Source organism: Streptomyces sp. VRA16 Mangrove soil (genome assembly GCF_017377775.1).
Classification (GTDB): domain Bacteria; phylum Actinomycetota; class Actinomycetes; order Streptomycetales; family Streptomycetaceae; genus Streptomyces.
Window position 1 is genome coordinate 491575 of sequence record NZ_JAFVLN010000001.1, and the last position, 20189, is coordinate 511763.

15 protein-coding genes are annotated in these 20189 nt (G+C 72.8%); 6 read left to right on the forward strand and 9 right to left on the reverse strand.

Going from position 1 to position 20189, the window contains the following annotated elements; genetic code table 11:
- Positions 1-111 precede the first annotated feature (111 nt).
- Positions 112-876, reverse strand: coding sequence for an IclR family transcriptional regulator (locus tag J3486_RS02065; RefSeq protein ID WP_229377339.1), 765 nt, complete (start codon positions 874-876; stop codon positions 112-114).
- A gap of 101 nt (positions 877-977) precedes the next feature.
- Between J3486_RS02065 and J3486_RS02070 the strand changes: the two genes are divergently transcribed.
- Positions 978-1697 carry an IclR family transcriptional regulator gene (locus J3486_RS02070; protein WP_207818164.1) on the forward strand — a complete coding sequence of 240 codons (720 nt, stop codon included), beginning with the start codon at positions 978-980 and terminating at the stop codon, positions 1695-1697.
- A gap of 249 nt (positions 1698-1946) precedes the next feature.
- The gene (locus J3486_RS02075) at positions 1947-3314 is read left to right on the forward strand and encodes an MFS transporter (protein WP_207818165.1); all 1368 of its coding nucleotides are present in this window, start codon (positions 1947-1949) and stop codon (positions 3312-3314) included.
- Here the strand turns inward: J3486_RS02075 and J3486_RS02080 are convergent.
- From J3486_RS02080 to J3486_RS02090, 3 genes are all read right to left on the reverse strand, one after another.
- On the reverse strand, positions 3289-4137 hold the full coding sequence (locus J3486_RS02080; RefSeq protein ID WP_374194684.1) for a carbohydrate ABC transporter permease: 849 nt from the start codon (positions 4135-4137) through the stop codon (positions 3289-3291). The two genes, J3486_RS02075 and J3486_RS02080, sit on opposite strands and share 26 nt — an antisense overlap.
- 62 nt (positions 4138-4199) lie before the next feature.
- Positions 4200-5105, reverse strand: coding sequence for a carbohydrate ABC transporter permease (locus J3486_RS02085; protein WP_207818167.1), 906 nt, complete (start codon positions 5103-5105; stop codon positions 4200-4202).
- Positions 5102-6511 carry an extracellular solute-binding protein gene (locus J3486_RS02090; protein ID WP_207818168.1) on the reverse strand — a complete coding sequence of 470 codons (1410 nt, stop codon included), beginning with the start codon at positions 6509-6511 and terminating at the stop codon, positions 5102-5104. The genes J3486_RS02085 and J3486_RS02090 overlap by 4 nt, the downstream gene beginning before the upstream one ends.
- 207 nt (positions 6512-6718) lie before the next feature.
- On the opposite strand from J3486_RS02090, the gene J3486_RS02095 reads away from it, so the two are divergent.
- On the forward strand, positions 6719-8272 hold the full coding sequence (locus J3486_RS02095) for a glycoside hydrolase family 32 protein (protein ID WP_207818169.1): 1554 nt from the start codon (positions 6719-6721) through the stop codon (positions 8270-8272).
- Positions 8273-8356: 84 nt separating this feature from the next.
- Here J3486_RS02095 and J3486_RS02100 read toward each other — a convergent pair whose 3' ends face one another.
- Together J3486_RS02100 and J3486_RS02105 are read right to left on the reverse strand one after the other, a co-directional pair.
- Entirely contained in the window at positions 8357-8680 is a 324-nt protein-coding gene (locus tag J3486_RS02100; RefSeq protein WP_229377343.1) for a hypothetical protein, read from the reverse strand.
- 149 nt (positions 8681-8829) lie between these two features.
- Positions 8830-9759, reverse strand: a complete 930-nt coding sequence (locus J3486_RS02105) for a carbohydrate kinase (RefSeq protein ID WP_207818170.1) — start codon at positions 9757-9759, stop codon at positions 8830-8832.
- Between the two features lie 156 nt (positions 9760-9915).
- Here J3486_RS02105 and J3486_RS02110 point away from each other — a divergent pair, with 156 nt between their 5' ends.
- The gene (locus J3486_RS02110; RefSeq protein ID WP_207818171.1) at positions 9916-11343 is read left to right on the forward strand and encodes a glycoside hydrolase family 32 protein; all 1428 of its coding nucleotides are present in this window, start codon (positions 9916-9918) and stop codon (positions 11341-11343) included.
- A gap of 41 nt (positions 11344-11384) precedes the next feature.
- Here J3486_RS02110 and J3486_RS02115 read toward each other — a convergent pair whose 3' ends face one another.
- On the reverse strand, positions 11385-12008 hold the full coding sequence (locus J3486_RS02115) for a histidine phosphatase family protein (RefSeq protein WP_207818172.1): 624 nt from the start codon (positions 12006-12008) through the stop codon (positions 11385-11387).
- Positions 12009-12100: 92 nt separating this feature from the next.
- Positions 12101-13126 (reverse strand): LacI family DNA-binding transcriptional regulator, encoded by a 1026-nt coding sequence (locus J3486_RS02120; RefSeq protein WP_207818173.1) that lies wholly within the window; start codon positions 13124-13126, stop codon positions 12101-12103.
- A gap of 314 nt (positions 13127-13440) precedes the next feature.
- Here J3486_RS02120 and J3486_RS02125 point away from each other — a divergent pair, with 314 nt between their 5' ends.
- Positions 13441-14769 carry an aminopeptidase C gene (locus J3486_RS02125; protein WP_229377345.1) on the forward strand — a complete coding sequence of 443 codons (1329 nt, stop codon included), beginning with the start codon at positions 13441-13443 and terminating at the stop codon, positions 14767-14769.
- Between the two features lie 12 nt (positions 14770-14781).
- Here the strand turns inward: J3486_RS02125 and J3486_RS02130 are convergent, their stop codons facing one another.
- On the reverse strand, positions 14782-16017 hold the full coding sequence (locus J3486_RS02130) for a cytochrome P450 (protein ID WP_207818174.1): 1236 nt from the start codon (positions 16015-16017) through the stop codon (positions 14782-14784).
- Positions 16018-16298: 281 nt separating this feature from the next.
- Between J3486_RS02130 and J3486_RS02135 the strand changes: the two genes are divergently transcribed.
- Positions 16299-20186 carry a Pls/PosA family non-ribosomal peptide synthetase gene (locus tag J3486_RS02135; RefSeq protein WP_207818175.1) on the forward strand — a complete coding sequence of 1296 codons (3888 nt, stop codon included), beginning with the start codon at positions 16299-16301 and terminating at the stop codon, positions 20184-20186.
- Positions 20187-20189 lie beyond the last annotated feature (3 nt).

Below are 20189 nucleotides of genomic sequence, written 5' to 3' on the forward strand. Positions count from 1 at the left end.
GGGCGACCGGCGGCGGATCGCCCACGGCGCGGGCGACCGGCGGCAGATTGCCCAATGCTCCGGGGCGCGGCGGATTGCCCAAGGCGAGGGTGCTGCAGCCGGGCGGGGCCGTCAGTGGCCGCGCAATTCGGCGCGGCGGCCCAGGGTCGCGGAGATCCCGGCGGCAGCCGCCCGCACACTGTTGGCATGCCGCGCCGGCTGGAACCGATGGACCGGCCCCGTCACACTCACCGCGGCCACGATCTCGTCCGAGGGGCCGAAGATCCCGGCGGCCACACAGACGATGCCGACCGCGGACTCCTCGTACTCGAAGGCGACGCCCTTCGTGACGACCTCGTTCAGCTGCCGCGTCAGCACGTCGAGGTTGGTGATCGTCCGTGGCGCCTTGCGCTCCAGGGGCCCGCGCAGGGCCGCCTCCCGCACGTCGGCCGGGGCATGCCCGAGCAGCACCTTGCCGAGCGCGGTCGCGTGCAGCGGCATGCGTCCGCCCAGCCGCGACGGGGAGTCGGCCTGCTGATGGCCGCCCATCTTGGCGACGTACACGACCTCCGTGCCCTCCCGGGTGCCCAGGTGGACGAGTTCGTGGGTGCGCTCGTACAGGTCCTCCAGGAACGGGGTGGCCACTTCGAGCAGCCCGCGCTCGACCGACGCGCGCATCCCCAGCTCGAAGACGAGACCCGACAGGCGGTACCGCCCCTGGTGGCGGTCGAGGAGCCGGGCCGCGACCAGGTCGCCGAGCACCCGGTGCAGCGTGCTCTTCGCGAAGCCCGTACGCCGCTGAAGTTCCGTGAAGCCCAGGGAGGTGTCCTCGACGGTGAACGCCTGCAGCACGGCGAGGGCCTTGCTCAGGACGCCGCTCGGCGCGTCGTCGCTCAACGGGTCTTCCTTCCGGGCGTCGCTACGTCTCGACTGTACGGGACCCGAACCGCGCCCCTCGGGGTGACGCTGCGTCACCGGCGCGGACATAGACTGTGCGAATGAGCGACAACCAGGCAGGAGCGGGCACGGCCGGCGAGACCGCGGGAAAGGGCAGGGCCGTCGGTTCCCAGACGCTGGCGCGCGGACTGCTCGCCCTCGAACTGGTCGCCGGGCAGCCGCAGGGCCTCGCCGTGCAGGACGTGGCGCAGCGCCTCGGCGTCCACCGCACCATCGCGTACCGGATCCTGGTCACGCTCGCCGAGCACCACCTGGTCGTGCGGACCTCCGACGGCCGTTACCGGGCGGGATCCGGCACCGTCACGCTGGCCCGCGGCTACGCGGCGGGTGTCCGCGAGGCCGCCCTCCCGCTGCTGCGCCGCTCCGCGGACGAACTCGGCGCCACGGTCGCCCTGATCGCGGCCGAGGGCGACGAGGCCGTGGCCGTCGCCGTGGTCGAACCATGGTCCGTGGACTACCACCTCAGCTACCGCGTCGGCAGCCGCCACCCCGTCGGGGTCGGCGCCGCGGGCCTGGCCCTCGCGGCGCTGCGCCCGCCCGCGCCGGACGAGGCGCCCGAGGTCGCCCTGGCCCGCGCCGACGGATACGCGCAGACCTTCGGGCAGATCGAGCCCGGCGCGTACGGTGTCGCCGTCCCGCTGCGGATGGCCGACCCGGCGCTGCACATGTGCGTCAACCTGATCACCTCCCGCGAGGACGTGGCCCGTGGGTCCGTCGCCGCGATGAAGGCGGTCGCCGAGGAGATCTCCGCGCTCGGCTGAGCCGCACCCCGTCCCGTCCCAAGGGTCCCCATGTACGTGTGGGGACCCTTTTCGCTGCGCGCGCCGCTTTGATCGATCATCCGGGCGGGTCTTGACACTCTCTGTGGTCGCCCGCAAGGTGTTCGCTATCTACAGAGGAGTGTGCGAAGAATGCACACGCCGCAGTCGAACGGTGGCCGTGGACGATTCCGGCCGCCGCCCGCGGGGCGCCAGAGCGCCCTCGCGACGCACGGAATCCCGGAGCCGCAGATGCCCATCAACGACGCTGCGCGTCGCGCCGAGTCACGGCGTATCGCCCTGTCCAGCTTTGTCGGCAGCGCCATCGAGTTCTACGACTTCCTGCTGTACGGCGCCGCCGCCTCGCTCGTCTTCAACGAGCTGTTCTTCACCGACCTGAACGCGCTGGCCGGCACCATCGCGGCCTTCGGCACCCTCGCCGTCGGCTACGTCGCACGCCCGCTCGGCGGCATCGTCTTCGGCCACTTCGGCGACCGCGTCGGCCGCAAGTCGATGCTGGTGCTGACCATGACCCTGATGGCGCTCGCCAGCTTCGCCATCGGTCTGCTGCCCACCTACGACACCGTCGGCATCTGGGCCCCGGCCCTGCTGGTCGCCTGCCGGCTCGTCCAGGGCATCGCGGTCGGCGGCGAATGGGGCGGCGCCGCGCTCATGGCGATGGAGCACGCGAGCACGGAACGCCGCGGTCTGATGGCGTCCTTCGCCAACATGGGCGGCCCCGCGGGCGCCGTGCTCGCCACCGCGGTCTTCGCCGGCTTCTCCGCGCTGCCCGAGGACGACTTCCTGGCCTGGGGCTGGCGCGTGCCGTTCCTGCTCAGCCTGCTGCTCATGGCGATCGGCCTGTTCATCCGGCTCAAGGTCACCGAGAGCCCGGTGTTCGCCGAGGCGCAGCGCCGGGCCGCGCAGGAGACGGCCGGGCAGGAGGCGCCGCTCGTCACCGTGCTGCGCCGCTACCGCAAGAACATCGTCCTGTCCTGCCTCGGCGGCTGCGCGGCGCTCGTGCTCCAGTCACTGCTCGCCACGTTCATGCTGACGTACGCCACGGGCGCCGGCTTCGAGCGCTCGACCGTGCTGCTCGCGCAGACGGTCTCCTCGGCGCTGCACATCTTCACCATCCCGGCGTTCGCGATGCTCTCGGACCGGGTGGGCCGCCGCCCTGTCATGATCACCGGAGCCCTGGTCACCGCTGCCGCGGCGTTCCCGCTGTTCGCCCTGGTCAACAGCGGTTCCGTAGTGCTCCTGTTCGTGGCGTACCTCATCGGCAACCCGATCCTCCAGGCGTCGATGTACGGGCCGATGGCGGCGTTCGTCAGCGAGATGTTCGGCACCCGCGCCCGCTACACGGGAGCCTCGCTCGGCTACCAGCTCGCCTCCACGCTCGGCGCGGGCACCGCGCCGCTGATCGCCAGCAGCCTGCTCGCCGGGGCCGGCGGCGGCACCCACTCCGCCACCGTCAGCCTCTACCTGATCGGGGTCTGCCTGGTCAGCGCGGCGGCGATCGCCCTGACCAGGGAGTCCCACCGCGCCGACCTCACCGACGCCGCACCGCAGACGCCGCTGCCCGACCGGTCGCTCAGCCCTTCAGCCCCGACGACGTGATCCCCTCCCGCAACGGCCGCTGTCCGACCACGAACACGGCCACCGCGGGGATCATCGAGAGCACGACTCCCGCCAGCACCACCGAGATCGACCCGGTGCCGAGGTTGCCCTGAAGAGACACCAGGCCCAGCGGCATCGTGAAGTTCTGGTTGCTGGTCTCCAGGATCAGCGGCCGGAAGAACTCGTTCCAGTGGTAGTTGAAGGCGAGGACGCCGACGATCGCGAGTCCCGGGGTCGCCAGCGGCGCGTACACCGAGCGGAACACGCGCCACGGCCCGGCCCCGTCGATCATCGCGGCCTCGCCCAGCTCCTTCGGCATCGTCATGAAGTACTGGCGCATCAGGAACGTGCCGAACGCCGTGGGAACCGCCGGCACGATCAGCGCGAGCAGGGTGTCGGTCAGGCCCATGCCCTTCAGGATCAGGAACACCGGCACGATCGTGACCTGCACCGGCACCATCATCGTGGCGAGGACCAGGCCGAACAGCGGCCGCTTGAAACGGAAGTCCAGGCGGGCGAACGCATAGCCCGCGAGGCCCGCCGTGATCATCTGGCCGATCGCGATCAGACCGGTCACCAGGGCGGAGTTGAGCGCGAGCAGCCACACGTCCAGCTGGTCGAAGACCTGCCGGTACGAGGAGAGGGTGCCGCCCGTCGGCAGGATCTTCGGCGGCAGGTCGAACGACTCGGCGGGGGAGCGCAGCGACGTGGACACCGTCCACAGCACCGGCCCGATGGTGAGCAGCGCGACCACGCACAGGCCCACCACGCGCGCGGTGGTGCCGAGCCGGCGCGCGGTCAGCGTCCCGGTGCGCTCGCGCAGCCGGCCGGGCGCGGCCGGGGACGAGGAGGAGTACGACACGGAGGTCATCGGGGAGAGCCCTCTCACTGGTAGTGCACGAAGCGGCGGCTGAGACGGAACTGGAGCGCGGTGACCCCGAGGATGAGCGCGAACAGCACCACGCCCACCGCCGACGCCTCACCGAACCGCAGCTGTTCGAAGGCGGTCTGGTACAGGACCATCACCGCGGTCCGGGTCGCGTCACCGGGCCCGCCGTCCGTGAGCACGTACGGCTGCTCGAAGACCTGAAGGGCGTTGATCACGCCGACGACCGAGGCGACCAGGAGTGTGGGGGAGAGAAGAGGGAGCGTGATGCGCAGGTGCTTGCGCAGGCCCGTCGCGCCGTCCATCGCGGCCGCCTCGTGCAGCTCGCGCGGGATGTTCGCGAGTCCGCCGACGAACAGCAGGAACGAGAACCCGAACTGCTGCCACACATAGACGAGCACGACCGCCACCATCGCCCAGCCCTCGGACGTCAGCCACGGCACGGGGGAGACACCGAACTGTCCGAGGACCCAGTTCACGACCCCGAAGTCCTGGTTGAACAGGTACTTCATGACCACCGATATCGACGCGGCGGACAGCACCAGCGGAAAGAAGAACGCCGAGCGCAGCGCCTGCTGGATCCAGCGCGGCATCCGACCCTGGAGCGCCAGCGCCAGGACGAGCGCGATCGCCATCTGCAGCGTCACCGCGAACACCATGAACAGCAGCGTGTTGCCGAACGCCGTCAGGACCGACGCATCCGAGGCCAGCTCACGGTAGTTGGACAGGCCCGCGGACGTCGGCGGGTCGATCACGTCCCAGTGGAAGAAGGACAGGATCACCGAGCCGACGATCGGCACGACGGTGAAGACGACGACGCCGAGCACCGTCGGCGCGAGGAACAGCCAGGTCAGGGCGCGGTGCCGGAGAGGCTGTCGGGCGGGTGCGGGTGCGGTGGTGCTCATATGTCACGCTCCATGGCGCGCTCCAGGTCGCGGTGCAGCGCCCGCAGGGCGGGCCGCACGCTGCCGACGCTGCCGAGCGCGGTCGCGGTGTGCTTGGTGAGGGCGAGTTCGACGGCGGCGACCTGCGGCGGGGCGGGGATCGGTCCGGAGGTCGGGAAGCGGTCGAGGGTGTCGTAGAAGATGTCCCAGTGCGCCGGGCCGGTTTTCGCGTACCGCTCGGCGGTCAGCATCGAACGGCGCGCCGGAGTCGTCTGGTTCTTCTGGAAGAGCCGCGTCATCACGTCCTTGCGGACCGCGTACTTCACGAACTCCCACGCCTCGTCCTGCCGCTTCGAGGTGCGCAGGATCGCATAGCCGGCGGCGCCGTACTGGTGGCGCTGCGTGCGCCAGCGCGGGAAGAACTGGGCGTCGTACGCGTCCCGTCGGACCCCCGCCTCGTGCAGCCCGCCCGCCCAGAAGCCGCCCGCCGGGGTGACGCCGACGCGGCCGGTGGAGAACGCGCCGATCAGGTTGGTGCCGCTGCCGCCCTCGGGCCGCGAGCACAGACCGTCGTGGACCAGCGAGGCCAGATAGTCGTAGACCTCCTCGACCCGGCCGTCGAGCGCCTGCGGGCTCGTCCAGCGGTAACCGCCGCCGCGCCCGCGCCGCTGCCGCGCCGAGTAGAAGCGGTCCCAGAGCCAGTCGCCGCCGGGGGCCTTGGACTCGGTCAGCACATTGGTGCCGTTGGCGAAGAGCCAGGGCACGACCCCGCCCCACAGCCGGTTCGTCCAGAAGAAGGGGGTGAAACCGCGCCCGCCGGACCGCTTCATGTCGCGCAGCAGCGCCGTGAAGTCGTCGCGCGTCCAGTCGGCGGGCGGGAGTTCGGCGTGCGTGCGGTCGAGGACCTTGGTGCTGAGGTACATGTTCGCCGCGTTGAACTCGACGGGCAGCTGGTACAGCGACCCCTCGTACATCATCGACTCGACCAGCGAGGGATGGACGTCGGCGAAGTACTCGCGCAGTTCCTCGGCGTCCCGCCGCACCCAGGTGTCGAGGGCGACACCGAGCCGCTTCGCGAACAACTGCACGCCCTCGGTGGCCACATAGACCACGTCGGGAGCGGTGCCCGCCGCGATCTGCGTGAGGATCTTCGAGAAGAAGTCGTTCCAGTCGGTGGACTGCACGGCCAGCAGCCGGACCTTGATGTCCGGGTGCAGCCGCTGGAAGTCCTCGACGAGCACGCTCTGCTGGTTCGGGTCGATCGCGGAGCCGAGGATCGCGACGGTGAGCATCGAGCCGTCGCGGCCCGGGATGTCGGAGGCGCTGAGCCGGTCCCAGTTCGCGGCCGTGGTGGCGAGGCCGGCCGCGGCGAGGGAGTAGCCGCCGGCGCGCAGCAGAGTGCGGCGGCTCGGGGCGGTGAGGGTCATCGTGCGGAGACCTAACTCGTGATAGTTGAGGTGGCTTCCGGATGATGGAAGGCGTGACGGGGGTCCGTCAAGAGGGTGCGCGAAGGTTTTTTCGATCTGTGTACTCCCCTTGCGGGAGTTGACCTAGCACGAGTTAGGTTTACGGGCCTCGGGCTGCGGAGCGGACGACGCCGCGGCCCGCTCACCCCTACCCGAGAGGCCCCTTCCATGGCAGCCAGACCCGTCACCCGCCGAGCCGCGCTCCTCGGCGCCTCCGCCCTGGGTGCGCTCGCCCTCCCCGTCACCCGCGCCGAGGCGAAGTCCAAGTCGGCCTCGGCGCTGGGCAGTTACCGGGCCGCGTACCACTTCACGATCCCCGACAACTGGAAGAACGACCCGCAGCGCCCGATCTGGATCGACGGCGCCTACGCGTACTTCACGCTCTACAACGCCGACTACATCACCGGCGCCGAGGGCACGTCCTGGCGCCTCGCGACCTCCTCCGACCTGGTGAAGTACGCCGACCAGGGCGTGGCCCTGCCCAAGGACACGACGCCCGCGGGCGACGCGTGGTCGGGCAGCGCCGTGGTCGACGACGACAACACGGCGGGCTTCGGCGCCGGCGCGGTGATCGCCCTGGTCACGATGGAACCGGACGCGGGCACGAACTCCCAGGCCCAGTACCTGTGGTACTCGACCGACAAGGGCCGCAGCTTCGAGCCGCACGGCACCGGCCCGGTGCTGCCCAACCCCGGCGTCAAGGACTTCCGCGACCCCAAGGTCGTCCGCGACACGGAACGCGGCCGCTGGGTGATGGCGCTCGCCGAGCGCGACAAGATCGGCCTCTACACGTCCGGCGACCTGAAGTCCTGGACGTACCGCAGCGGATTCGTCCGCGACGGCTACGGCACGCTCGAATGCCCCGACCTCTTCCGCATCGAGGCCGCCGACGGCACCCGGCGCTGGGTGCTCGCGGCGAGCGCCAACGGCACGGCGAGCGGCCTGCCCGCCACCTACGCGTACTGGACCGGGGACTTCGACGGCGCGACCTTCACGGCGGACGCCGACGCGCCGCAGTGGCTCGACCACGGCCCCGACTGGTACGCAGCCGTCACCTGTGAGAAGCGCGCGGCGGACGGCTCCGTGGACCCGGCGGCGCGGTACGCCTTCGCCTGGACGAACAACTGGGAGTACCCGCACAACACGCCCACGCTCATCGCGGACGGCTTCAACGGCACCGACTCGGTCACCCGCGAGATCACCCTCCAGCGGGACGGCGACGGCACGTACTTCCTCGCCTCACGGCCCACGCCGGCCCTCGACGCGTACGCCACACGCACGGTCCGCCTCGGCGACGTGACGGTCGACGGTTCCACGACGCTGGACTACACGGGCACGTCCTACGAGATCCGCGGCGAACTGCGCTGGACACCCGGCACGACCGAGAACGTCGGCCTCCAGCTCCGCAAGGCGCCCGGCGGCACCCGGCACGTCGACGTCGGGGTGTACGTCGCCGGCGGCTACGCCTACGTCAACCGCGGCGGCACGCTCTATCCGGGCGGCACGCGCGAGACGCACACACCGGTGGCGGCCGACGCCGGAAAGCTGGCGGTGCGCATCCTCGTCGACCGCACGACGGTCGAGGTGTTCCTGGGCGACGGTCGCCACGTCCACACCCACCAGGCGTTCGGACTGCCCGGCGACGACGTGGTGGCGCTGTACGCGTCCGGTGGTCCGGCCGTGTTCGGGGACGTCGAGATCGTCGAGTACGGGCTGGGCTGAGACGGGTGAGGCGAGTAAGGGGCGCCCGCAGTGGTGGGCGCCCCTTACCGGGCGACATGGAGGCGCGCTGGGAGGCGACACCCTTCAGATGCCTGAGGGGTCTGTGTGATCCCGATTTCGGGGGAGCGCCAGCAGCTGACTGAGGGCGATCAGGAGCAGTCCGCCGAACAGGAGGGCGTTCCCACCGAAAAAGCGGACCTCCCAGGAAACGTTCGGCGCGATGCGAAAGGAGAAGAGGCCCTGCAGAACGACGGAGGAGCCCGTGAGCAGGGCGCCGAGACCGTGGAGTGCGGGCCTGGTGACGTGGCGGCGCGCCGTGGGCACGATCCACCCTGTCCGGAGCGTGACGATTCCCGATGCGATCACCACCAGCCCCAGGAGCGCGCCTGTTCCTACTGCCCATGTCATGGTGTGGCTCCGCTCTGACCGCAAGAGGCCCGGAACGCGGGGAACGACCGGCCCGAGGACGTCGCCATCGTCGCTGGGCTCGGTGATGCCCGACCATGCCGGGACCAGGCAATCTCCGCCCTCCGCCGCTGCCGTCTGTGCGCGGGAGCTCACGATCTGCCGGACAGGCCCTGGCCGGCCAGTTCGTGCGCGTACGGAGGCTCGGCCCCGGCCCGGGACACCGTCACCGCCGCCGCGCGCGCCGCGAAGTCCAGGACGTCGCGCCACCGCTCCTCGCCGAGCGCCGCCAGGGCGGCGCCGTCGAGCGCGTCGTGGGCCGAAAGGCGGTGCAGCAGCGCGGCGTTGACCGTGTCGCCCGCGCCGATCGTGTCCGCGACCCGCACCGGGACCACGGGCACCGACACCTCGCCCGCGCGCGTGAGGACGCTCAGACCGTCACCGCCGCGCGTGACCACCACGGCCGCGGGCCCTGCCTTCAGCCAGGCCCCCGGATCGTCACCGAGCCACTCCAGGTCCTCCTGCGACACCTTGAGCAGCGTGGTGCTCGGCAGCCAGGAACGCATGCGGGCCCGGTAGGCGTCCGGGTCGGGGATCAGGCCCGGGCGGATGTTGGGATCGAGGGCCGTACAGATCCCGCGCGCGTGGGCTCGGTGCAGCAGCTCCTCGTAGGCGCTCGCCCCGGGTTCGAGGACCAGCGAGCAGGTGCCGAACGACACCGCCCTCGTTCCGTCCGGGAGTTCGGCCGGGGCGGTGAAGAGCCGGTCCGCCGTGCCCTCGACGTAGAACGTGTAACGGGCCGAGCCGTCCGGGCCGAGGACGGCCGCCGCGAGACTCGTCGGCTCGGGGCCGCGCCGCACGTGCGCGACGTCGACCCCGGCCGCCCGCAGTCCGGCCAACAGCTCCTCCCCGTAGGTGTCGTGGGAGATCCGTGACAGGAAGGCGGTCGGTGCGCCGAGCCTGCCGAGCGCGACGGCGGTGTTGTACGGGCCGCCGCCGCGCTTCGGTGTGAGCGGCGCGAGCGGGCCGTGGCCCGGCTGCGGCACGAGATCGATGAGGGCCTCACCGGCGACGACGATCACGGGCGGGTTCCTTCCAGTTCGGGGCGGCAGGGGAGGAGAGGGTGAAGCTATCACGTGTTAGGTTGCGCTGCGCAGGGCGAACGCGACCGATCGCGCGGCCGCTGAGACGGCTCGCCCTGCCCCCAACTCCCTGACGACGCCGAGGAGTCACGCCGCATGCCGCACGTCACGCACCTCGCCCCGCACACCACGGGCCGCGCTCCTACGGACCGCTCCGCGCCGCGCCACCATGTGCGCCCGGCCGCGGGCAACTGGTGCAACGACCCGAACGGGCCGCTGTTCCACGACGGCCGCTACCACCTGTTCTTCCAGCACAACCCGCACGCCGCCGTCTGGGGCGACATCCACTGGGGCCACGCCTCCAGCGCCGACCTCGTCCACTGGACGGACCACGGCATCGCCCTCGCGCCGAGCCCCCGACTGCCCGACCGGCTCGGCGCCTGGTCCGGGTGCACGGTCGTCGACGGCGGGGTGCCGACCGCCGTCTACACCGGCATGGACCGGGACGACGGCATCGGCTCGGTGATGCTCGCGCGGGCGGCCGATCCGTCCGTCGGCCGCTTCGAGGCGCTGCCCCGGCCCGTGGTTCCCGGACCGCCGCCGGACCTCGACCTGCTGGCGTTCCGGGACCCGTACCTCTTCACGTACGAGGGCGAACGCTGGGCCCTGATCGGCGCGGGACACCGTGCGGCGGGCCCGCGGCCGGACGTGTTCGTGTACCGCGTCGGTGCCGGGGGCCTCGACGAGCCGTGGCGGTACGCCGGTTCGCTGCTCGACGCCGGGCACCCGGCGGCCGCCCGGCACGCGATGCCGGCCGAGGCGTGGGAGTGCCCGGCGCTGTTCCCGCTGGACGGCGACCGCTGGATGCTGGTGGTCTCGCTGTGGATCGCGGGGGTCACGTACACGGCGACGTACCTCACGGGCACCCTGCGCCCGCACGGCGAAGGGCTCCGCTTCGCGCCGGACGGCACCGGCGGACTCCTCGACCACGGCCGTGACTTCTACGCCCCGACCGCACTCGTCGAGCAGGACCGCACCCTGGTGTGGGGCTGGAGCTGGGAGTCGCGCGCGGAGGAGGCGTCGGTGGCGGCGGGCTGGGCCGGGTGCCTGACGTACCCGCGTGAGCTCGGCCTCCACCCCGACGGCACGGTCCGGCACGCCTTCGCGCGCGAACTCCTCGGGCTGCGGGGCCGCGAGCTCGGCCCCGGGGACCGGCTCCCGCCCTCCTACGAGCTTCAGGTCGACGTCCGCGCCCAGGCGCCGGACGCGGAGGTGACGGTGCGGCTCGGCCGTGCCGTCGCGCTGCGGGTCAATCCGACGCGCGGCACGCTGACTCTGGACCGCTCGGCGACGCCCGCGACGGCGCCCCACCCCTACCCGCGCACGGCGACGGCGACGGCCACGGGCCCGGCCGCGACCGGCGGGCGCCTGCGCGTCCTCGTGGACGGCCCGATCGTCGAGGCGATCTGGGACGAACGGCTCGCCCTCACGGAGAAGGTCCATCCGGGCCCGGAGGGGGAGTGGACGGTGGAGGTGACGCAGAGCGCCGCGCAGACGGCTGCGCGGGGGTGGGCGCATGCCTGACAGGGCGCCCGGCGGTGCGGCGCCCGGGCGACCCGCGGGTCTCAGACGTGGAGCTCCGGCGGGAAGCCGGTCCAGCGGAGCTCGACGGGGAGGTGCCCGGTGTCGTTGAAGAGCAGGAGTGCCGGCGCGCGACCGGGCGCGTAGCGGATCACGGTCAGGGCCGCGTTGGCGTGGTTGATGCCCAGCCAGCGCCACTTCGGCGCGTCGAGGGCGGCCCGGACGAGCCAGCCGGTGAGGAAGTTGTGGGTGACCACGAGTTCGTGGCGCGGCGCGTCACCGGGGACGGGCCCGGTGAACTCCGCGCACGCCGCCGCCGCGAGCCCGGGGCCGTCCGCGCGCTCCTGGGCCGTGAACCGATCGAGGAACCCGAGCAGGGCGTCCGCCGACTCCGGCGGCAGTTCCTCGCGCGCCGGCACGTACGGGAGGTAGTCGCCGGCCGCGGCGGAGCGTCGCACCGGGACGCCGTCGAGCTGTTCGCCGATCAGGCGGGCCGTCTGCGCGGCGCGGGGGAGCGGCCCGTGGTGGACCGCCGTCAGCGGCACCCCGCGGAGCCGCTCGCCCAGCAGAGCGGCCTGGTGGCGGCCCGCATCGGTCAGCTCGCTCTCGTCCTCGGACGCCTCGCCGTGGCGGGTGAGATACAGATAGCGGGTGGCCGTACCGGTCATCGGCTGGTCCTTCGCGTGGTCGATCTTGCGGACGCGCGCAAGGACGTCGACCCGCGCGGCCCGGTTCCCGAGGGGCCGGGCGACTGACCGGCTCAGCCGCGCACCCGGGCCACCGAATCCCGTTCCACCAGCGGACAGTTCAGGCGCGACACCTCGGTCCGCGGGACCGGGGTGCCCGCCTCCACGGCGTCGAGGAGGGTGTGCACCGCCGCCGCGCCCATCGCGTGGTGCGGGAGGGCCACCGTGGTGAGGGCCGGGACCAGGTGGGCGGCCATCTGGTCCTGGTCGTCGTAGCCGACCACCGACAGGTCGTCCGGCACCGACAGGCCCGCACGGGCCGCAGCCAGCAGCACCCCGGCCGCGACGCGGTCGTTGGCGCAGACCACGGCGGTGGGCGGCGCCGACGCGAGGACGCGGGCCGCGGCCGCGTACCCCTCGTCGATCTGCCAGCCGACCCGCAGCACCCGCCCGTCGGGGACCGGCAGGCCCGCCTCGCGCATGCCGTCGTGGAACCCGCGCGTGCGGTCGTCCGCCGCGATGTTGCCGTCCGGGCCGCCGATCAGGGCGATGTCGCGGTGCCCCGCGGCGAGCAGGGCGTCGACGGCGCTGCGGCCGCCCGCCCGTTCGTCGGCGACCACGGCCGCGTAGGTGCCGGGCGTGCGTGGCAGACAGTTGGCGAGGACGGTCCGGTCCGGCTCCAGGCCCTCGGGGACGTCCGTCGGGTTGAGCTCCATCGCCGCGTAGACGAACCCGTCGACCCGGCGAGCGCGCAGCTCGGCGATGGCCTCGCTCGCGGCGGCCTGGTCGCTGCCCGACTCCATCAGCAGTATCTGGTGCCCACGCGCGCGTGCCGCCTCCATCGCGCCCAGGACCGTACGGCCCGCGAACGGGCTCGTCGCGATCGAGTCGCTGAGCATGCCGAGCACCCCGGTGCGCCGCCCGCGCAAGGACCGCGCCACCTCGTCGGGGCGGTAGCCGAGCGCGTCGGCCGCCTCCTTGATGCGCTGCTGCGTACGGGCCGAGAGGTTCCCCTCGGCCCGGCCGCTGAAGACGAACGACACGGCCGCTCGCGAGACCCCCGCGCGTTCGGCGACGTCACGGGCGGTGGGGCGCTTCACCGTCGGGGCTCCTTCGGGCAGTCGGGGGCAGGGCGTCCGAACGGGCACGCCGTCGTGTCCGATCGGACAGCTTCCGCAGACCAGTGTGCCTTCCCGATCACGGTCCGCCGCACAGGTCCGTGGATTTCCCGTGCACCACCGCCCCGCGCGCTCACCTGCACAGGGACCCGCACGGCCCGTTGACTGCCGCGGAAACACCGTGGAACGGTGAGACCGCGCTGCCTCCCTCCGCCCCGGCCCGAGCGATCGCGGGCCTCTACCAGAACTGGAAGCGGATCATTGTGACGCTCGGACCCGAATACTCCCCCCAGGCCATGGACCGCAGTCTCACCCCCACGGAACTCGAGTTCTTCGAGAAGGAGTTCGCGGCCCGCCCGGCGAACCGGCTGATGCAGAACGCCGTGACCCGGACGCCCGTGGACGACATCGCCCTGGACCGGCGGATCGTGACCGCCGCCGATCACTCGGTCTCCCACCTCCTGGACGACTGGAAGGTCACCGACCAGAAGCGCAGCGGACGCTGCTGGATGTTCGCCGGGCTCAACCTGCTGCGCGTCGGCGCCGCGGAGAAGCTCGGCGTCAAGGACTTCGAGTTCTCCCAGAACTACGTGCTGTGGTGGGACAAGTTCGAGCGGGCGAACTACTTCCTGGAGAGCATCGTCGAGACCTCCGGGCGCGACGTCGAGGACCGCACGGTCGCGCTGCTGCTCCAGGACCCCATCAGCGACGGCGGCCAGTGGAACATGTTCGTGGCGCTGATAGCCAAGCACGGCCTGGTGCCGAAGTCGGCCATGCCGGAGACCGACAGCTCGTCCTCGACCGGGCCGATGAACCGGGCCCTGAAGAGCCTGCTGCGGCGCGGCGCCCGCGACCTGCGCCGGCTGGCCGCCGAGGGCGTCGAGGCCCAGCGCGAGCACAAGCGCGAGATCCTCGCCGCCGTCCACCGCGTGCTCAGCATCCACCTCGGCACCCCGCCGCAGCGGTTCCTGTGGCAGTGGCGGGACAAGGACAAGGAGTTCCACCGCGACGGCTGGCTCACCCCCACCGAGTTCGCCGCCGCCTACGTGCAACTGCCCCTCGACGCGTACGTGTGCCTCGTCCACGACCCGCGCGAGTCCAGCCCGTTCGGCCGGACCTTCACCGTCGAACACCTCGGCAATGTCGTCGAGGCGCCGCCCGTGGTCTATCTGAACGTGGAGATGGAGCTGCTGAAGCGGCTGAGCATGGAGTCCGTCGTGGGCGGCGAGCCCGTCTGGTTCGGCTGCGACGTCGCCCGGATGATGCACTCCGACCTCGGCCTGTGGGACGCCGGTCTCTACGACTACGAGGCCGTCTACGACACGCCGCTCGCCATGGACAAGGCGTCCCGGCTCATCCACCACGAGACCCAGATGACCCACGCGATGCTGTTCACCGGCGTGGACGTGGTCGACGGCGCCCCGCGCCGCTGGCGGGTGGAGAACAGCTGGGGCGCCGAGAAGGCCGACAAGGGCTTCTGGACGATGAACGACTCGTGGTTCGGCGAGCACGTCTTCGAGGTCGCCGTGCGCCGCTCCGCACTGCCGCCCGAGCTGTCCGCCGCCCTCGACGAGCCGCCGATCGTCCTGCCCGCCTGGGACCCCATGGGCGCGCTCGCCGACTGAGGCCCCGCTCCGTCAGCTCGGCCGTGCCGGGCGCAGCCGTACCGGCAGGGACACGTGCCCGTTGCTGATCAACGTCGGCAACGGGCCCAACTCCTCGGCCGGCACGGCGAGCCCGATCTCCGGGAAGCGCTCGAAGAGGCGCCGCAGAGCGGTGGCGACCTCCAGCCGGGCGAGCGGCGCGCCCAGACAGAAGTGGACGCCGTGCCCGAACGCCAGATGCTCCTTGCCGGGCCGGGTGGCGTCGAAAGTGTCGGCCGTCTCGCCGTGCCAGTCCGGGTGCCGGTTGGCGGCGGCGTACGACGCGAGGATCGCCTCACCGGCGCGGATCGTCCGCCCGTCGGGCAGCGGGATGTCGCGCAGCGCGTACCGCAGCGGCAGATGTTTGACGGCGGGCTCATGGCGCAGCGTCTCCTCGACGACGTCCTCCCAGGAGCAGCGCCCCGCACGGACGTGGGCCAGCTGGGCCGGGTCCGTGAGGAGTGAGAAGACGGCCTGGTCGATGACGTTGACGGTCGTCTCGTACCCGGCGCTGATCATCAGCAGCAGGGTGTCGCGCAGCTCGGCGTCGGTCAGCCGACTGCCGTCGCCCTCCTCGTCGCGGGTCGCGATGAGCAGCGAGGTCATGTCGTCGGCGGGCCGCGCCCGTTTGGCGGCGATCAGTTCGGCGAGCAGCCCGTAGACGGTGGCCGTGTTCTTCGCGGCCTCGTCGGCGGAGAGCGTCGTGTCGAAGACGTTGTTCACCAGGGTGCGGAACTCGCCCGCCTGCTCGTCCGGTACGCCCATCAGCCGGCCGATCACCGCGATCGGCAGCCGGGCGGCCAGCTCCTCGCGCAGATCGACGACGGCTCCGTCCGGCACCGTGTCGAGACGGTCGAGCAGTCCGTCCGCGAGGGCCTCGATGTCCGCCTTCATGGCGGTGACACGGCGGGCGGAGAAAGCGGGGGCGATCAGCCGGCGCAACCGGCGGTGGTCGCTCCCGTAGGCGGTGAACATGTTGTCCACCGCCACCCAGAGCGCCAGCGGCCAGGTGGCGAGCGCATCGGCGTACCCCGGCCAGTGCGCGCGGGCGTCCTTGGAGACGTGCGGGCTGGTCAAGAGCTGCTTGAGGAGCGCCGGGTCGGAGACGGACCAGGCGGTCACCCCGAGGATGTCGACCAGGGTGGCCGGGCCGCGGGCGCGCAGGGCCCGCTGTTCGGCGTGCTCGTCGGAGCCGTGGGGGTCAAGAACGAGTAACTGCGGTTCGGGCACGATGAGGTTCCTTCGGCGGTCGAGGTGGGGGGCGGGCGGACCCGTGCGTCCGCCGGGTGGAGCGAGGCCACGGCCGACAGCATGCCGCATCCGCCCCGCACCACGTAAGACGCCCATACCATCCGTAAGTTCCCGCCGATCCTCTGGTCCGCGGTGCCCAACTCGCCCGGAACGCTTAGGATTTGCCGGTTCTTCGGCACCAGTCCCGCACCACCTCAGGCAGACCCCGGGAGCGGCGAGGCGAGCTCCCCGGACTGCGCGGCCCTCGACGACGGGATCCGATGGCAGCCACGCGCGCGAACGCCGCACTCGACCTGCTCGAAGCGGAGACGAGCGGACCGGCGGGTGACATCGCCCGCTTCACCGGAGGAGACGCCGCGCGGCCGCGCACCCTCCTGGACATCCTCGACGCGACGGCGCGGGCCCACCCCGACGACCCCGCGCTCGACGACGGCACCCGCCAACTGACGTACCGGACGCTGGCCACCGAGGTGGAACAGCTACGGCGCAGGCTCGACGCGGCAGGCGTCGGCCTGGGCGACCGGGTCGGGATCCGGCTGCCCAGCGGGACGAACGAGCTGTACGTCGCGCTGCTCGGCGTCCTCGCCGCGGGCGCCGCCTATGTGCCCGTCGACGCCGAGGACCCCGACGAGCGCGCCGATCTCGTCTTCGGCGAGGCCGACGTGCGCACCGTCATCGGGCCCGGACTCGACTTCACCGTCGACAAACCCGCCGACGTCCCGGCCGCGCGCCCCGGACCCGGCGACGACGCGTGGATCATCTTCACGTCCGGGTCGACCGGCCGGCCCAAGGGCGTCGCGGTCAGCCATCGCGGCGCCGCCGCGTTCGTGGACGCCGAGGCCGGGCTCTTCCTCGCCGAGGAACCGCTCGGCCCCGGCGACCGCGTGATGGCGGGGCTCTCCGTGGCGTTCGACGCCTCCTGCGAGGAGATGTGGCTCGCGTGGCGGCACGGCGCCTGCCTCGTCCCGGTGCCGCGCTCCCAGGTGCGCGGCGGCGCCGACCTCGGGCCCTGGCTGGTCGAGCAGGAGATCACCGTGATCTCCACGGTGCCGACCCTCGCCGCCCTGTGGGAGCCCGAAACCCTCGACGACGTCCGCCTGTTGATCTTCGGCGGTGAGGCCTGCCCGCCCGAGCTCGCCCGGCGCCTGGTCACCGAGGGCCGCGAGGTGTGGAACACGTACGGCCCCACCGAGGCCACCGTCGTCACCTGCGCCGCCCTCCTCACGGGCGAGGAACCGGTCCGCATCGGACTGCCCCTGAGCGGCTGGGAGCTGGCCGTCGTCGACGAGGCCGGACAGCCCGTACCGATGGGCGGCAGCGGCCACCTCGTCATCGGCGGCGTGGGACTCGGCCGCTACCTCGACCCCGACAAGGACGCCGAGAAGTACGCGCCGCTGGAGTCGGTGGGCTGGCCGCGCGCCTACCGCAGCGGCGACCTGGTCAAGGCCGACCCGGAAGGGCTGATCTTCCTCGGACGCGGCGACGAGCAGATCAAACTCGGCGGGCGGCGCATCGAACTCGGCGAGGTCGACGCGGCGCTGCTCGCCCTGCCCGGCGTCGCGGGCGCGGCCGCCGCCGTCCGCACCGCACGCGGCGGCAACCAGCTCCTCGTCGGCTACCTCGTCACCCACGACGACTTCGACCACACGGCCGCCGTGGCCCGGCTGCGCGCCGAACTGCCCGCCGCCCTCGTCCCGTTGCTGGCCCCCGTCGCCGAACTCCCCACCCGCACCTCGGGCAAGGTCGACCGCGAGGCGCTGCCCTGGCCACTGCCCGACCTCGACACCGGCGGCGGCGCCGAGCAGCTGTACGGGACCGAGGCATGGCTCGCCGAGCAGTGGACGGGGATCCTCGGCATCCCCGTCACCGGCCCGTTCGACGACTTCTTCGCCATCGGCGGGACCAGCCTCGCCGCGGCCCGACTCGTCACCGCCCTGCGGACCCGCTTCCCGGGCGCCGCCGTCATCGACGTCTACGAGCGCCCGGTCCTGCGCAAACTCGCCCGCAGACTGGAGAAGTCCCGGCAGGACGAGGGCGCCGAACGCGTCGTGACCCCCGTCCCGCGGCGCGCTCAGGTCATCCAACTCGCCCTGCTCCTACCGCTGTTCACCCTCGTGGGACTGCGCAGGCTCGTCGCGTTCGCCGCGCTCTGCACCGTGCTGCACCACTTCGGGCCCTGCCCCTGGGCCCCGACCGCCTCGTGGTGGGCGATCGCCGCCGGCGCCCTCGTCCTGTACAGCCCGCCCGGCCGGCTCTGCATCGCGGCGGGCGGCGCCCGGCTGCTGCTGCGCGGCGTCGGACCCGGCACCTATCCGCGCGGCGGCCGGGTCCATCTGCGGCTCTGGACCGCCGAACGCCTCGCCGAGTACAGCGGCGCGACCTCCCTGACCGGCTCCTGGCTGGAGCGGTACGCCCGCGCCCTGGGCGCCCGGGTCGGCCCCGACGTCGACCTGTACTCGCTGCCGCCGGTCACCGGGCTGCTCCGGCTCGGCCGCGGCTGCGCCGTGGAGACCGAGGTCGACCTCTGCGGGCACTGGCTCGACGGCGACCGCCTGGAGATCGGCACCGTCCGGGTCGGCGCGGGCGCCGTCGTCGGCACCCGCAGCATCCTGTTCCCGGGCGCCCGCGTCGGCAAGCGCGCCGAGGTCGCCCCCGGCTCGGCCGTGCGCGGGCAGATCCCGACCGGACAGCGCTGGGCGGGCTCACCCGCGTACAAGACCGGCCGGGCCAAGCGCTGCTGGCCCGAGGAGCGGCCGCCGCGCGCCGTCCACTGGCGTGCCATGTACGGGCTGACCGGCGCCGCCCTCGGGCTGCTGCCGGTCGCCGCCGCCGTGCCCGCGCTCTGCGTGGTCCGCGCGTTCGTCCCCGCCGACGCCTCGCTCGGGGCGGCCGTGCCCGGCGCCCTGCGCGCCGTCGTCCCCGCGACGCTCGTCTTCGGCCTCGGCTACGCGGCGTCGATCCTCGTCGGCGTGCGCCTGCTCGGCCTCGGCCTGCACACCGGTGTCCGCCCCACCCACAGCCGCGTCGGCTGGCAGGCGTGGACCGTCACCCAGCTCATGGACCTGTCCCGGCAGACCCTCTTCCCGCTCTACGCCAGTCTCGTCACCCCCGTCTGGATGCGGCTGCTCGGCATGCGCGTCGGCCGGGGCGCCGAAGTGTCCACGGTGCTCGCGCTGCCCGGCCTCACCACGGTCGGCGAGGGTGCCTTCCTCGCCGACGACACCCTGACCGCACCGTACGAACTCGGCGGCGGCTGGGTCCGGATCGGCCGCGCCGAGATCGGCCGGCGCGCCTTCCTCGGCAACTCGGGCATGACCGCACCCGGGCGCAGGGTCCCCGACGACGGCCTGGTCGGCGTGCTCTCGGCCACCCCCAAGAAGGCCAAGGAGGGCAGCTCCTACCTGGGCCAGCCACCCGTCGAACTGCCCCGGGCCGCCACCGCGCACGACGACAGCCGCACCTACGCGCCCCGCACCCGCCTCAAGGCCGCCCGCGCCCTCGTCGAGCTCTGCCGGATCGTCCCCGCCTGCTGCTCGGGGGCGCTCGCGATCCTCACGGTCGCCCTGTTCGCCGCGGCCGCCGCGCACGGCTGGTGGCTCGCGGCGCTGCTGTCCGGAGCCGTGCTGCTCACCGCCGGCGCGCTCGGCGCGCTGCTGTCGGTCGTCGCGAAACGGCTGCTCGTGGGGCGGCACCGGCCCGGTGCGCACCCCCTGTGGTGCTCGTTCGTCTGGCGCAACGAACTCGCCGACACCTTCGTCGAGTTGGTCGCCGTGCCCTGGCTCGCCGGGGCCGTGCCCGGCACCCCCGTCCTCACCCTGTGGCTGCGCGGGCTCGGCGCGCGCATCGGCCGGGGCGTGTGGTGCGAGAGCTACTGGCTGCCCGAGGCCGACCTCGTCACCGTCGAGAGCGCCGCGAGCGTGAACCGGGGCTGCGTCCTGCAGACACACCTCTTCCATGATCGGATCCTGCGGACGGATACTGTGGTTCTCCGTGCGGGCGCCACGCTGGGTCCGGGCGGGATCGTGCTGCCGGGCAGCGAGATCGGGGCCCGCTCGACCCTGGGCCCCGCCTCCCTCGTCATGGCGGGCGAGTCGGTACCGGCGGACACCCGCTGGCTGGGCAACCCGATCGAGGCCTGGCGCCCCTGAGCG